The organism is Micromonospora sp. II (genome assembly GCF_001709195.1).
GTDB classification, from domain to species: domain Bacteria; phylum Actinomycetota; class Actinomycetes; order Mycobacteriales; family Micromonosporaceae; genus Micromonospora; species Micromonospora chalcea.
This window is the reverse complement of the sequence record NZ_LYXF01000057.1, coordinates 201,618-214,838: the sequence shown is the minus strand read 5'-3', so window position 1 is coordinate 214,838 and position 13,221 is coordinate 201,618. Positions and strand designations below refer to the sequence as shown.

At 74.5% G+C, this 13,221-nt stretch carries 15 protein-coding genes; 9 read left to right on the top strand and 6 right to left on the bottom strand.

The annotated features are described in order from the left end of the window. Positions 1 to 24: 24 nt before the first annotated feature. The 4 genes from A8711_RS24285 (at position 25) to A8711_RS24270 (ending at position 3,429) form a co-directional block, all read left to right on the top strand. Positions 25 to 723: a sigma-70 family RNA polymerase sigma factor gene (locus tag A8711_RS24285; RefSeq protein ID WP_030503038.1), complete on the top strand. Its 699-nt coding sequence runs from the start codon at positions 25 to 27 to the stop codon at positions 721 to 723. After that, entirely contained in the window at positions 720 to 1,502 is a 783-nt protein-coding gene (locus A8711_RS24280) for an anti-sigma factor (RefSeq protein ID WP_030503037.1), read from the top strand. The genes A8711_RS24285 and A8711_RS24280 overlap by 4 nt, the downstream gene beginning before the upstream one ends. A 205-nt stretch (positions 1,503 to 1,707) precedes the next feature. Beyond that, positions 1,708 to 2,367 carry a hypothetical protein gene (locus A8711_RS24275; protein ID WP_064447175.1) on the top strand — a complete coding sequence of 220 codons (660 nt, stop codon included), beginning with the start codon at positions 1,708 to 1,710 and terminating at the stop codon, positions 2,365 to 2,367. Between the two features lie 147 nt (positions 2,368 to 2,514). Beyond that, a complete protein-coding gene (locus tag A8711_RS24270) occupies positions 2,515 to 3,429 on the top strand; it encodes a DNA-3-methyladenine glycosylase (RefSeq protein ID WP_069089396.1) in 915 nt (304 codons plus the stop codon). A gap of 4 nt (positions 3,430 to 3,433) precedes the next feature. On the opposite strand, the gene A8711_RS24265 is transcribed toward A8711_RS24270, so the two are convergent. Then, positions 3,434 to 3,955, bottom strand: coding sequence for a DUF1990 family protein (locus tag A8711_RS24265; RefSeq protein ID WP_043325624.1), 522 nt, complete (start codon positions 3,953 to 3,955; stop codon positions 3,434 to 3,436). Positions 3,956 to 4,010: 55 nt separating this feature from the next. On the opposite strand from A8711_RS24265, the gene A8711_RS24260 reads away from it, so the two are divergent. Next, complete coding sequence (locus tag A8711_RS24260; RefSeq protein ID WP_043325626.1) at positions 4,011 to 4,499, top strand: GNAT family N-acetyltransferase; 489 nt, start codon at positions 4,011 to 4,013, stop codon at positions 4,497 to 4,499. Here A8711_RS24260 and A8711_RS24255 read toward each other — a convergent pair. Together A8711_RS24255 and A8711_RS24250 are read right to left on the bottom strand one after the other, a co-directional pair. After that, positions 4,474 to 4,896, bottom strand: a complete 423-nt coding sequence (locus tag A8711_RS24255) for an SRPBCC family protein (RefSeq protein WP_069089395.1) — start codon at positions 4,894 to 4,896, stop codon at positions 4,474 to 4,476. The genes A8711_RS24260 and A8711_RS24255 overlap by 26 nt on opposite strands. 269 nt (positions 4,897 to 5,165) lie before the next feature. Beyond that, positions 5,166 to 5,378, bottom strand: coding sequence for a hypothetical protein (locus A8711_RS24250; protein ID WP_069089394.1), 213 nt, complete (start codon positions 5,376 to 5,378; stop codon positions 5,166 to 5,168). A 136-nt stretch (positions 5,379 to 5,514) separates the two neighbouring features. Here A8711_RS24250 and A8711_RS24245 point away from each other — a divergent pair, with 136 nt between their 5' ends. Both A8711_RS24245 and A8711_RS24240 read left to right on the top strand, forming a co-directional pair. After that, a complete protein-coding gene (locus tag A8711_RS24245; RefSeq protein WP_069089393.1) occupies positions 5,515 to 6,627 on the top strand; it encodes an ATP-dependent DNA ligase in 1,113 nt (370 codons plus the stop codon). Between the two features lie 34 nt (positions 6,628 to 6,661). Further along, positions 6,662 to 8,251 carry an alpha/beta hydrolase gene (locus A8711_RS24240; RefSeq protein ID WP_124778834.1) on the top strand — a complete coding sequence of 530 codons (1,590 nt, stop codon included), beginning with the start codon at positions 6,662 to 6,664 and terminating at the stop codon, positions 8,249 to 8,251. Positions 8,252 to 8,302: 51 nt separating this feature from the next. Here A8711_RS24240 and A8711_RS24235 read toward each other — a convergent pair whose 3' ends face one another. After that, positions 8,303 to 9,577, bottom strand: a complete 1,275-nt coding sequence (locus A8711_RS24235; RefSeq protein ID WP_069089392.1) for a YncE family protein — start codon at positions 9,575 to 9,577, stop codon at positions 8,303 to 8,305. Positions 9,578 to 9,740: 163 nt separating this feature from the next. Here A8711_RS24235 and A8711_RS24230 point away from each other — a divergent pair, with 163 nt between their 5' ends. Further along, the gene (locus A8711_RS24230) at positions 9,741 to 10,889 is read left to right on the top strand and encodes a helix-turn-helix domain-containing protein (RefSeq protein ID WP_064447170.1); all 1,149 of its coding nucleotides are present in this window, start codon (positions 9,741 to 9,743) and stop codon (positions 10,887 to 10,889) included. Positions 10,890 to 10,956: 67 nt separating this feature from the next. Continuing rightward, positions 10,957 to 11,409 (top strand): GNAT family N-acetyltransferase, encoded by a 453-nt coding sequence (locus A8711_RS24225; RefSeq protein ID WP_069089391.1) that lies wholly within the window; start codon positions 10,957 to 10,959, stop codon positions 11,407 to 11,409. 97 nt (positions 11,410 to 11,506) lie between these two features. Here the strand turns inward: A8711_RS24225 and A8711_RS24220 are convergent, their stop codons facing one another. Together A8711_RS24220 and A8711_RS24215 are read right to left on the bottom strand one after the other, a co-directional pair. Continuing rightward, positions 11,507 to 12,232, bottom strand: a complete 726-nt coding sequence (locus A8711_RS24220; protein ID WP_030503025.1) for an ABC transporter ATP-binding protein — start codon at positions 12,230 to 12,232, stop codon at positions 11,507 to 11,509. After that, positions 12,232 to 13,221: an ABC transporter ATP-binding protein gene (locus A8711_RS24215; protein ID WP_069089390.1), complete on the bottom strand. Its 990-nt coding sequence runs from the start codon at positions 13,219 to 13,221 to the stop codon at positions 12,232 to 12,234. Before A8711_RS24215 ends, A8711_RS24220 begins: the two co-directional genes overlap by 1 nt.

Sequence of the window (13,221 nt, the reverse complement as noted above, 5' to 3'; positions counted from 1 at the left end):
TGTCATTGGACAGCGGAGGTCTGCATGCATGCGGTGGCGGCCGGCTGGCACGGCGAAGTGGCGCGGCCCGAGTGGATGTTCGCCCGGGCACAACCACACTCGCGCGCCTCGCGTTCCCGCCGGGGGGTCGACGCCCGGCCCGCCGATCGCCAGAATGACCCGGTGCCGCCGCGACCCGCTCCCGGACGCCACCAGGCGACCTCCGCCGAGGCCAGCCACTCCGACCAGCTGATCCGCCTGCTGTACGCCGAGCACGCCGGCCCGCTGCTGATGTTCGTGATGCGGCTGACCGGCGGGGACCGGCAGCGGGCCGAGGACATCGTGCAGGAGACGCTGCTGCGGGCCTGGCGCAACGCGCACCGGCTCGGCGTGCAGGGCCAGGGCTCGTTGCGTCCCTGGCTGGTCACGGTGGCCCGGCGGATCGCCATCGACGAGCACCGCAGCGAGCAGGCCCGCCCGCCGGAGACGTACGACCGGGATCTGACCGCGTTCGCCGAGGCGGACAGCACCGACCGGGTCCTGCGCACGATGACGGTGGCGGACGCGCTGCGTACGCTGAGCCAGTCGCACCGGGAGATCCTGGTGGCGACGTACTTCCGGGGGCGCACCGTGCCGGAGGCGGCCGAGGAGCTGGGGCTTCCGCTCGGCACCGCCAAGTCGCGGGTCTACTACGCGCTGCGCGCGCTGCGCACGGCTCTGCAGGAGAGGGGGGTGACCGAATGAGCCGGGCCGACCACATGGACGTCGCCGCGTACGCGCTCGGCGTGCTGGACGCGGAGGACGCGGAGCGGTTCGAGGAGCACCTGGCCACCTGCTGGGCCTGCGCGGCGGAACTGGAGACGATGGTCCCGGTGGTGGGGCTGCTCTCCGGCATCGACGGCGAGGCGATGGCCGCGCTGGAGCAGACGCACACCGATCCGGCGCTGCTGGACCGGACGCTGGTGGCGGTGCGGCGGGACCGCCGTCGTACCCGGGTGCGGCAGTTGCTGGCGACGGCGGCGGCAGTGGTGGTGTTCGGCGGCCTGAGCGGGGTCGCCGCCGGGATGCTCGGCGACGAGCCGGGGCCGACGCCGCAGGCCGGGCCGACGCAGACCGCGCCGACCGCGGCGCCGAGCGGCGAGCCGGGCAACCCGAACGACCCGGGCGTCGGCGGGGAGAAGCCGATCGAGGGCGACCAGCACAACGCCACCGACGCGGGCACCGGCGTGCAGACCACGATGTGGCTGGCGCGCAAGGAGTACGGCACGCAGATCTCGGTGCAGCTGAGCCGCCTGCCCGGGCCGCGTGTCTGCCGGCTGGTGGTGGTGCGCAAGAACGCCACGAGCGAGGTCATCTCCACCTGGTCGGTGCCGGCCGGCGGCTACGGCACGAACCAGAACCAGCTTCCGCTGGAGCTGACCGCGTCCACCTCCGCCCCGGTGCGCGACATCGACAAGCTTCAGGTGCAGTCGGTGGACGCGAACGGGGTGGCGAGTCCGCTGGTGACGGTGGACGACATCTGATCCGGTACGACGACGGCGTCGGGCGGCTGGACCGCCCGGCGCCGTCTTGTCGTGTCCGGGCCGGCAGACCCCCTCGTGCTGACGCACGCGCCAGAACGGCTGTCGGTTCAATCAGTCCACTGTGAAATGTGCCACCGTTTCGACTTCAACCTTGACAGTGCCGCGCCCGTACTACTCGGCGAACTGCCAAGAACGAGGAGGGCACGTGGCACACCACAAGCGGACGACCGTCATCGTCGCGAGCGCGATGGTCGCACTTACGGCCTGCGCCCCCGCAGGCTACAACGGGGCGAACTCGAGCGCGGCCGAGCCGGTCGCCGTCGCCGCGGCCGAACCCACCGCGGCGGCCGAACCGGAGGCGTCGGCGGCTCCCGAGGAGGAGCCGGTCGCGGACAAGGCGCCCCCGGCCAACGTGAAGATCACCGACGAGCTGGTCGGCAAGAAGCTGCCCCGGATGGGCCGCGTCGTCACCGACCAGGACGGCTGGGTGCTGTACCGGTTCGACAAGGACTCCGACGACCCGCCGCAGTCCAACTGCGTGGACAAGTGCGCCGAGGTCTGGCCGCCGTCGCTCACCGACGGCAACCCGAAGCTGCGTGGCGTCTCCGACGACAAGGTCGGCACCATCACCCGCCAGGACGGCACCCGGCAGCTCACCATCGGCGGCTGGCCCGTCTACCGCTACATCGGCGACAAGAAGCCGGGCCAGTGGAAGGGCCAGGGCGTCGGCGGCACCTGGTTCGTGGTCGACCCGAACGGCAAGAAGAACCTGACCTGCCTGCCGACCGGCACGCCCAAGCCGGTCGCGCCGCCCGCGGCGGGCAGCTCGAACAGCTCCGGCGGCGGGTCGGACTACTCGTACTGACGCACCAGGTCACGGTGACCGGTCGCCGCCGGGGAGGGCGCGGCCGGTCATCGTCGGGAACCCGGGAGGCGGGGCGCACCGGCATCGCCCCGCCTCCCGGCTCGGCGTGTCCGGCGTCACCGCCGGGACGCGTGGCAGAGTGGCCGGGTGACCTCGCACGCCGCCCGCCGCACGCTGCGCCCCCCGGCCGGCTACCGGCTGGCCGCGTCGGTGCGGGCGCTCACGTTCAGCCCGTACGACCCGTGCGCGCGGATCGCCGCCGGCACGTTCTGGTGGGCCACCCGCACCCCGGACGGACCGGCCACGCTGGCACTGCGCCCGGAGGCCGGCGAGCTGACCGCCGAGGGGTACGGCCCCGGCGCCGGCTGGGTGGTCGAGCGGGCCGACCGGATCGCCGGACTGTGCGACGACCTGACCGGGTTCGCCACGCTCGCCGCCGCGCACCCGCTGGTGGCCCGCCTCGCCCACACGCACCACGGGCTGCGGATGCCCGCCACCGGCCAGATCTTCCCCCGGCTGCTGCGGGCCGTCTTCGAGCAGAAGGTCACCGGCAAGGAGGCGTACCGGGCGTACGCCGCCACCGTGCGGCACTTCCGCGAACCCGCCCCGGGTCCGCTGCAACCACTGCTGCTGCCGCCGGAGCCGGCCGCGGTGGCGGCCACGCCGTACTGGGTGTTCCACCCGTTCGGCGTGGAGCAGCGACGCGCCGACACGCTGCGCCGCGCGGCGGCCGTCGCGGACCGGTTGGAACGCTGCGCCGACTCGGCCGAGGCCACCCGGCGGCTCACCGCGATCCCCGGCATCGGGCCGTGGACCGCCGCCGAGGTGGTGCGCATCGCGTACGGCGACCCGGACGCGGTTAGCGTCGGCGACTACCACGTGCCGAACACGGTGGCCTGGGCGCTGGCCGGTGAGCCGCGCGGCGACGATGCCCGGATGCTGGCGCTGCTGGCGCCGTTTCAGGGGCACCGGGGCCGGGTCTGCGTGCTGCTGGAGGCGGCCGGGATCCAGGCGCCGAAGTACGGCCCGCGCGCCCCGATCCGCTCGTTCGCCCGCTACTGACCGCTCAGCGCCGCCGGCACAGCCGCCGCAGCGTCCGGCCCAGCCACCAGGCGTACGCCCGCTGGAAGCCGAGCACGACCGGCCCGCCGGCCCGCACGTACCAGTGCGCGGGGCGACTGAACGCAGTCACCTCGAACCAGACGCCGTCGGCGCCCCGGGTGACCAGGAACGCCTCCTCACCGACCTCCGGGTGCCCGGGCAGCGTGCCGTAGCCGAACCCGGCCCGGTCCGGCTCGTCCACCACCCAGACCACCTCGGTCGGGCCCCACAGCCGCACCGGGCCGACGCCCAGTCCCGGCGTGACACGTACCCCGGGCGCCGCGCGCGGCGCGTCCGCGCGCATCACCACGCCCGCGGCGCGGTGCAGCCGCCAGCCCAGCAGCGCGTCCGCCGCGACCGGGAAGCCGCCGTCCGGCAGCCGGACCCGGTGGCGCAGGTGGTGGTAGCCGGCCGGCAGGCCGCCGTCGCGGGTCGCGCCCACCTCCGGGTACGTCAGCTCGGGCACGCCGGTCACCTCCACGCTGATGGGAACACCCCCGCCAGCGTACGGCCGCTTCTGAGCGCTGTGGTGAGCTGAGCCGGTGACCGACGTGACCATCGCCCCCGCCGACGTCGCCGACGCCGGTGAGATCCTCACCGTGCAGCGCGCCGCGTACCTGGTGGAGGCGCAGCGCTACCGGGACGTGTTCCTGCCCCCGCTGACCGAGACGCTGGACGAGGTCCGGGCGGCGCTGGCCGGACCGGACGTGGTGCTCGCCGCGCGGCGCGGCCCCCGCCTGGTCGGCTCGGTACGCGCCCGCGTCGACGGCGACACCGCCCACGTGGGCCGCCTCTCGGTCGCGCCGGACCAGCAGGGCCGGGGCGTCGGCGGACGGCTGCTGGACGCGGTCGAGCAGGCCTGCGCGGGCCGGGTGACCCGGTTCGCGCTGTTCACCGGCGCGGACAGCGCGGCGAACCTGGCCCTGTACGCGCGGCGCGGCTACCGGGTGGTGGCACACCGGCCGGACGAGAACGGCAACCGCCTCGCCGTGCTGGAGAAGACGGTCAGCCCTGCTCGCAGCGGCGCCTGAGCCCGTCCGCCTCCTGGCGCAGGTAGCGGCGCATCATCGACCCGGCGAGCAAGCCGATCAGGCCGGCCAGCGGCCCGGTCTGCACCAGGGCCAGCTCGGCCCGGGTGCGCCCGTCGCCGAGCGCGACGAGGCGGTGCTCACCCCGGCTGCGCACGCCCGGGCTCGCGGACTCCCAGACGAACGAGTACGGCGGCTCGATCTCGGTGACCCGCCACACCGCCGGGGGCAGGCGCGGCTGCTCCAGCCGGGCGGTCGAGCCGAGCGCCAGCGGACCGGGTTCCAGCCGGCGGGCGGCGGTGACCGAGGGCGTCCACTCCGGCCAGCGCTCGACGTCGCTCTGCACCGCCCACACCCGGTCGACGTCGGCGGCGATCTCGGCGGACTCGACGAACCGCATCGGCGTTCCTCCCCCGTGGACGCGTCAGCTCAGGCTACGCCCGCACCCCACCCGCCCGCCGTCCCGCGCGCGCCCCACTCCGCCCTCGCCCCGCCCCCGCTTCGTCGATCTTGGACTTAGGGTGCCCAGGATGCCCGATTGACGAACTTTACGAGGCACCACAACTCCAAGATCGGCGGCTTGCCGGGGCGGAGATGCCGGGGCGGAGGGGCAGCCGGCATTCCGTCGCTCGGCGCCGGCCGGCGGGCAGCGGGTCGCCGGGCGGAGGGTCAGGCGGCCTCGTGGAGGTCGGCCAGGGTGACCGGGGCGTAGCGCTTCAGCAGGCGTTCCAGCTCGGTGATCGAGCCGACCTCGCCGAGGACGTTCGCGCCGCCGCCGTGCTCGGCCGGATAGCGGTGCGCCAGCCGGTAGCGGTAGCGGCCACGGATCAGCTCGACGCTGACCCGCCAGCGCCCGCAGCATCCGCAGCTCCACTCCGGCACGCCGCGAAGGTAGCTCTGACCTGCGGTTTCACCATCCGGGCAGCGGTGACGAACGCACCCTGGGCGGGACACGCCACCCGGCCCCCGGCGGTGATCTGCCTCACCACTGTCGGTGGGGTCTGGTTGACTGGTCGCCGTGGACCTGCCGATCAACCCTCCGGTCGAGCCGATGCTGGCCAAGAGCGTGTCCGAGCTGCCCACCGATCCCGGCCTGACCTACGAGCCGAAGTGGGACGGCTTCCGCTGCATCGTGTTCCGCGACGGTGACGAGGTCGAGCTGGCCAGCCGGGGCGGCAAGTCGATGACGCGCTACTTCCCGGAGGTGGTCGAGCAGGCGCGCCGGCAGCTTCCGCCCCGGTGCGCCGTCGACGGCGAGCTGATCGTGATCCGCCGGGACGGGCCGGGCGGGCACCCCCGGCTCGACTTCGAGCTGCTGGCCCAGCGGATCCATCCGGCCGCCTCCCGGGTGAAGCTGCTGGCCGAGACCACCCCGGCCGACTTCGTCGCGTTCGACCTGCTGGCCATCGACGACGAGTTGCTCACCGGGCAGCCCTATCCGCGGCGCCGCGAGCGGCTGGAGCAGGCGTTGTCCGGGGTGCGGCCGCCGGTGCACGTGACCCAGGTGACCACCGACCCGGAGACGGCCCGCCGCTGGTTCGAGGTGTTCGAGGGCGCCGGCCTGGACGGGCTGATCGTCAAGCCGGCCGACCTGCCGTACGAGCCGGGCAAGCGGCTCATGTTCAAGGTCAAGCACGCGCGCACCATGGACGCGGTGGTGGCGGGCTTCCGCTGGCACAAGTCCGGCCCGGTGGTGGGCTCGCTGCTGCTGGGGCTCTACGACGACCAGGGCGTGCTGCACCACATCGGCGTCAGCTCCTCGTTCACCATGGCCCGCCGCAAGGAGCTGCTGGACGAGCTGGAGCCCTACCGCGAGGTCGGCGGCGAGCACCCGTGGGTGCACGGCGACCACGAGCGCGGCCAGCGCATCCCGGGCGGGGTGAGCCGGTGGACCGGCGGCAAGAACCTGGAGTGGGAGCCGCTGCGTCCCGAGCTGGTGGTCGAGGTGGCGTACGACGCGATGGAGGGCGACCGGCTGCGGCACACCGCCCGGTTCGTGCGCTGGCGCCCCGACCGTGATCCGCGCTCCTGCGACTACGGCCAGCTCGACCGCCCGATCCGCTACGACGTCGACGAGGTGCTGCGCGGCGATCCGGCGGCGACGGTCGGTGACGCGGCCGGCCGGGCGTAGCCTGGCGGTCGACACGATCATGGAAGGCGCCCACGTGACAGGCTTCCCCGACCGGACCCGCCGGTTCCGGCCCGCCCTCGCCGCGTTCGTCGCGGCGGTGGTGCTCACCGCCGGCTGCACGCTGCCGGCGTTCGCGCCGCGCGCCGAGAGCGAGGGCGAGGCCGCCCCGCCGGGCACCGCCCCGGAGTGGCGGGCCTGCCCGGAGGTGCCGAACGAGCTGGTCGGCCGGGGTGCGGCGGACATGCGCTACGACTGCGCCCGCATCGCCGTGCCGCGTAACTGGGGCACCGGGGCAACCACCGGCGCGACCGCCGGGCCGGGCGCGGGAGAGACGTTCGAGATCGCGCTGATCCGGGCCCGTTCGACAAAGCAGCGCGACCGGATCGGGTCGCTGGTGGTCAACCCCGGCGGGCCGGGGGCCTCGGGCGTGGACACCGCCGTCTACCTGTCCTTCGGCCCGGCGTTCGGCGGGCTGCCGACGTCGGTCACCGACCGGTTCGACATCGTCGGCTTCGACCCGCGCGGGGTGGCCCGGTCCAGCCCGGTCAAGTGCATCTCCGACGCCGACCTGGACGCCAGCTTCGGCTACGACCCCGACCCGGAGAGCCAGTCGTCGTTCGACGGCTTCGTCGGCCTCAACCGGCGCATCGGCGAGCGGTGCGGCGCGAAGTACGGCGACCAGCTTCGGCTCTACGGCACCGAGCAGGCGGCCCGCGACATGGACGCGGTCCGGGCGGCGGTCGGCGACGACAAGCTGACGTACCTCGGCTACTCCTACGGCACGCTGCTCGGCGCCACCTACGCCCAGCTCTATCCGCAGCGTGTGCGCGCCCTGGTGCTCGACGGCGCGGTCGACCCGCAGCAGAAGCTGATCGCCGGGTCGGAGAGCCAGGCGAAGGGCTTCGAGCGGGCGTTCGACAACTTCTCCCGCTGGTGCGCGGCGAACGCCGGCCGCTGCCCGATCGCGCCGGACGCCCGCGGTGCGGTCACCGACGCGATCGCCAAGGCGAAGACCTCCCCGGTACGCGGGCAGGACGGCCGGGAGGCGACCTCCGGCTGGGTCTTCTACGCGGTGATCTCCTCGCTCTACACCGAGCAGGGCTGGCAGGAGCTGGCCCGGGCGATCGACGAGTTGCAGGGCGGCGACCCGGCTGGCGTGTTCAAGCTGGCCGACTCGTACGCGGGCCGGGAGCCGGACGGGCACTACTCCAACCTGTTCGACGCCAACCTGGCGGTCAACTGCGCGGACGAGACCGAGAAGCCGACCCGGGAGCAGGTCCGCCAGTTGCAGTCGCAGTGGCGGCAGAAGTACCCGCTGTTCGGTCCCGCCCTCGCGGTGGGGATGCTCGGCTGCGTGGAGTGGCCGGGCGAGCGGGACCCGTATCCGACCGGCCGGGCGAACGGCGCGCCGCCGATCCTGGTGGTCGGCACCACAGGTGACCCGGCCACGCCGTACGAGCAGACGCCCGCGCTGGCCGCGATGCTGGGCGTGGGTCGGGTGCTCACCTGGGAGGGTGAGGGACACACCGCGTACCCGCAGACGCCGTGCGTGACGTCGGCGGTCGACGCGTACCTGATCTCGCTCACCGTCCCCCGGGAGGGGCTGCGCTGCCCCGCCCGGTGACGGCCCGGCCGGCGGCCGGGAGCCGGACGCCGGCCGGTCGAACGTCGGCGGTCAGCCGGCGGCCGGGGGCGTCCAGTCCTGCGGCACGTGCCCGATGCGGACGCGCTGGGGGTGGTCGCCGACCGGGACGCTCGCGACCTTCTGCCCGGTCGCGAAGTTGATCGCGGTGACCTGGTCCGCGCCGGATTCGGAGATCACGCAGTCCCGGCCGTCCCCGCTGACCGTGGCCCAGTACGGCTTGTTCGCGGGCACCAGCGGCCCCTCGCGCAGCGTGGCCCGGTCCAGCACCGTGGCGTAGTCGTCCATGGTGCCGGCGACGCAGATCCGGGCGCCGTCGGGGCTCATCGACAGGCCGTGGTGCCGGGAGTCGTTGACCCAGGTGGTGCGGTCCTCGCTGGTGGCCGGGTTCTTCGGCAGCGTGGCGATGCGGGTGATCCGGTCGGTTGCCACGTCGTACTCGACCACGCCGTTGAAGAAGGACACCTGGAAGTAGAGCCGGCTGCCGTCGGGGGTGAACACGGCCGGGCGGACCGCGTCGGAGAGGTCGCGGCGGCCGGCGGCGTCGAGGCGGTCCCGCATGTCGATGACCTTGACCACCTGGTACGTGCTGGTGTCGGCGACGGTGATCCGGCGGTCGCCCTTGGTCCAGTCGAGCCAGGGCGCGTCCAGGTCGGTGTTGACCTCGCCGATGGACATGTTCCACAGCCGGGTGCCGCCGTCGGTGTAGATGTTCTCGTGCGGCTTGTCGCCGGCGCCGAACGAGCCGAGCTGCGTTCCGGTGCGGATGTCCAGCACATGCACGGTGTTGGAGGTCGAGGCGGAGACCGCGACGCGGGTGCCGTCGGGTGACACGGCCATGTGGTCGGAGCGGTAGCCGGAGACCGGGAACCGCCAGCGCAGCGCGCCGGTGGCGAGGTCGATCGAGACGACGTCGGCGAAGCTGGGCCGGGACACCACCACCGCGCTGCCGTCCGGGGTGGTGTACATGTCGTCGACGAACTGGTCGTGGCCCTCCCCCGGGCCCTGCCGGATGCCGAGGAAGTACGCCAGTTTGATCGGGTTGAGGTAGATCTCGCGCAGCCGCGCGGCGCGGTCCGGGATGACGTTGATCCGGCCGAGCTTGGCGTAGTCACCACGGGACCGGATGACGTCGGCGGTGCCGTCCCAGTTGTTGCCGACGAACATCACCTCCTGGAGCGGGACCGCGGCGGCGGCCGGCGCGGGCGCCGTCAGCAGCGGGGCCGGGGCGACGAGGGCGAGCGCGGCCAGCACGACCAGGCCGGCACGGCGGCGGGTACGGGACGGGTGCTGTGGCACGGGTGTCATGGACGCCTCCTGGCAGCCGGTACGACATCGACGTTTCTCAGTGGCGCGAACGGTGTTACCTTGCGGTAACAACCAGGAGAGCAACCGGCCGGCTACCGGGGCTAGGGACCGGACGCCAACGCCCGCGCGACCTGGTTGTGCCGCGACGACAACGGGAGGCGGCGTGACCCGGACCGGGAACGTCCCCACGTTCGGCACGCTGCTGCGCGACCTGTCCGCCGACCCGGCCGCCGTCGACGAGGTGGCGCGGGCGGCCCGCGTGAACTCCCCCGAGGTGGCCCGGCTGCCCGCCGACGAGGTACGCCGCCAGGTCGTCCTGCTGCTGACCAGTGGTCTCGGCGCGCTGGAACGCCACGAGGACCCGGCCGGACGGGACTTCGCCGAGGCCCGGCGGCTGGGCGCGGACCGGGCCGCGCAGGGCGTCACGGTGGCCGGGCTGCTGCGCGGGGTGCAGGCCGGACGGGACCGCGCGGTGGAGCTGGTGGTCCGGCACGGCCGGGCCGCCGGCATCCCGGACGAGGTGCTGCTGGAGGGGCTGCTCACCATCGGCCGGTACGCCGCGGCGGTGGAGCGGGCAGTGGTCGACGGGCACCGGGCCGCCGAACGGGACCTGCTCCGCACCGGCGCGGCGGCCCGGGCGCACCTGCTGCGGCGGCTGCTGCGCGACGGCCCGGCGGGCCTGCCACCGGCCGAGCTGACCCGGTTCGGGCTGCGGCCGGACGGGCGCTACCACTGCCTGGTCGCCGCGCCACCCGACCCGGTACGCGCGCACGCGCTGCACCGGCAGCTCATCCGGCACGGCGGGCTGCTCGGCACCGTCGACGACCGGCTCGCCGGGCTGCTCCCGCGACCGCCCGACGCCGTACCGGCCGACCTGCTGACGCTGGTGACGCCCGCACAGCCGCTGGCGCGGGCCCCGGCCATGTACGCGCTCTGCCTGGCGGCGCTGGCCACGGCGGCGCACCGGCGGCTGCGCGGCCTGCGTCAGGTCACCGACCTGGCCGGGGAGACCGCGCTGGCCGCCCAGCCGGTCCTGGCCGAGCTGCTGCGCGGCACGCTGCTCGGCGCGCTCGACCCGGCCGACGACTTCCACCGGGACCTCGCCGGCACCGCGCTCGCCTGGCTGCACCACGGCCAGCGGCTGGACCAGACCGCCGCCGCGCTGCACGTACACCCGAACACGGTGCGCTACCGGCTGCGGCGGCTGCGGGAGCTGACCGGCGGGCCGCCGGTCGAGGAGGGCGCGCGGTGCACGGTGCCGGAGACCGTGCACTGGTGGTGGGCGTTGCGGAGTTGGCTGGACGGCGGCTGAGGCCGCCGCACCTCCTCGACGCCAGACCGGGCGACACCGGCACGAGGCGCTGTGCCAGGCTGGCCGGATGACCGAGGTGATCTTCCGGGAGGCGGTCCGCGCCGACCTGCCGGCCGTGCTCGCGCTGCTCGCCGACGACGTGCTGGGGCGTACCCGTGACCTGCCCGAGGTGGACGCGGCGTACGAGCGGGCCTTCGCCGACCTCGACGCCGATCCGCGCAACGAGCTGATCGTCGCCGACGACGGCGGGGAGCTGGTCGGCTGCTTCCAGCTCACCTACATCCCCGGGCTGGGCCGGCACGGCGCCGAGCGGTGCCTGATCGAGTCGGTGCGGGTGCGCTCCGACCGGCGCGGCCGTGGGCTGGGCGGGACGATGATGCGCTGGGCGATCGACCGGGCCCGGGAGCGCGGCTGCGCGCTGGTGCAGCTCACCACCGACAAACAGCGCGCCGACGCGCACCGGTTCTATCGCGACCTGGGCTTCGTGGCCAGCCACGAGGGCATGAAGCTGGCGCTCTGACCAGGCCGCGACCAGGCGCCGGGCCGCCGCGACCCGGCACCCGGCCGCGATCGGGCGCCGGGCCGCCGCCCGCAGGCGCGCGGCCCGGTCAGCCGGGTCAGTCCTCCGGCGCCAGCCGGCCGTCGCGCAGCGTCAGCGTCCGGTCGGCCATCTCGATCAGCGCCGGATCGTGCGTGGCCACGAGCGCGGTCATCCCCCGCGCGTGCACCACCGCCCGGAGCAGGTCCATGATCGAGCGACCGGTCTCCGAGTCGAGCTGGCCGGTCGGCTCGTCGGCGATCAGCAGGTCCGGCTCGTTCGCCAGCGCCCGGGCCACCGCCACCCGCTGCTGCTGCCCGCCGGACAGCTCATACGGGCGCTGCGCCGCGTGCCCGCCCAGCCCGACCAGCTCCAGCAGCACCGCCACCCGCTGCTCCCGCTCGGCCGCCGGCACCTTGGCCAGCCGCAGCGGCACCCCCACGTTCTCCGCCGCGGACAGGATCGGCACCAGGCCGAACGTCTGGAACACGAACCCGATCGTGCCCCGGCGCAACGCCAGCAGCTCCCGCTCGCCCGCGGCGGTGACCTCGTGCCCGGCCACCCGGATCAGGCCGGCGTCCGGGCGGTCCAGGCCGCCGACCAGGTTCAGCAGCGTGGTCTTGCCGGCGCCGGAGCGACCCCGCACCGCCACCAGCTCGCCGCGCCGCGCGGTGAACGAGACGTCCCGTACGGCGTGCACGGCGTGCTCGCCCTTGCCGAAGGTGCGGCTCACCCCCTCGACCCGGACCACGTCCTCGACTGCCGTCCCCGGCACCGCCGGCAGCACCACTGTCTGGTCGGTCATCACTCACTCTCCTCGGCGTGCGTCCGGTCGCCGGGGCGCACCTCGACGTGGTCGGGTTCCAGGTTGAGGCGGACCCGGTCACGCAGCGACAGCGCCTCCACGAACTGCGCCGGCAGCTGCATCCGGCCGGTGCGGTCCAGCACCGCGTACTCCTCGCTGACCATCTCGGTGCCGCCGTCGGCGGTGACGCGCGCGGTCCGGCGTACCTCGGAGGCGGTCCGGCCGTCGCGGATCGCGACGGTACGGCGGACCTGGCCGGCCACGGCGTGGTCGTGGGTGACCACCACGATGGTGACGCCCAGCTCGGCGTTGATGGTGCGCAGCGCGGCGAACACCTCCGCGCCGGTGGCCTCGTCCAGCTCACCCGTCGGCTCGTCGGCGAAGAGGATCTCCGGGTCGTTGGCCACCGCCACGGCGACCGCGCAGCGCTGCTGCTCGCCGCCGCTCATCTGGCCCGGACGGCGGTCCGCGCAGTAGCCGACGCCGACCATGTCCAGCAGCTCGCGGGCCCGTTCCCGCCGCTTGCGCCGCCCGCCGCCCCGCCCGGCCAGCTTCATCGGCAGCTCCACGTTCTCCAGCGCGGTCAGGTACGGCAGCAGGTTGCGGCCGGTCTGCTGCCAGATGAAGCCGACCACCTCCCGCCGGTACGCCAGCCGCCGCTTGTTCGACAGCGACAGCAGGTCGTAGTCGGCGACCCGGGCGATGCCGGCGGTCGGGGTGTCCAGGCCGGACAGGATGTTCAGCAGGGTCGACTTGCCGGAGCCGGAGGCCCCGACGATCGCGACCAGCTCACCCCGGTCGATGACCAGGTCGAGGCCCTGCAGGGCGACGACCTCGACGCCCTCGGTCTTGAAGATGCGTACCAGGCCGTCGCAGACGATGTGCCCGCGCAGCCGGTCCCGCCCTCCGGCCCGTTGCGCGGCCCGTTCGGCCGCGCGTTGCTGCAGGGACGCCAGGTCCGGTACGGACGTCTCGGCGGTCGCGGTCAT

Bases quoted from the DNA above. Each gene is read 5' to 3' on its own strand.
- A8711_RS24225 (WP_069089391.1), top strand. From the start codon at position 10,957: ATGACCGAGGTGATCTTCCGGGAGGCGGTCCGCGCCGACCTGCCGGCC.
- A8711_RS24235 (WP_069089392.1), bottom strand. From the start codon at position 9,577: ATGACACCCGTGCCACAGCACCCGTCCCGTACCCGCCGCCGTGCCGGC.
- A8711_RS24255 (WP_069089395.1), bottom strand. From the start codon at position 4,896: ATGCGGTTCGTCGAGTCCGCCGAGATCGCCGCCGACGTCGACCGGGTG.
- A8711_RS24220 (WP_030503025.1), bottom strand. From the start codon at position 12,232: ATGACCGACCAGACAGTGGTGCTGCCGGCGGTGCCGGGGACGGCAGTC.
- A8711_RS24280 (WP_030503037.1), top strand. From the start codon at position 720: ATGAGCCGGGCCGACCACATGGACGTCGCCGCGTACGCGCTCGGCGTG.
- A8711_RS24215 (WP_069089390.1), bottom strand. From the start codon at position 13,221: ATGACCGCGACCGCCGAGACGTCCGTACCGGACCTGGCGTCCCTGCAG.
- A8711_RS24285 (WP_030503038.1), top strand. From the start codon at position 25: ATGCATGCGGTGGCGGCCGGCTGGCACGGCGAAGTGGCGCGGCCCGAG.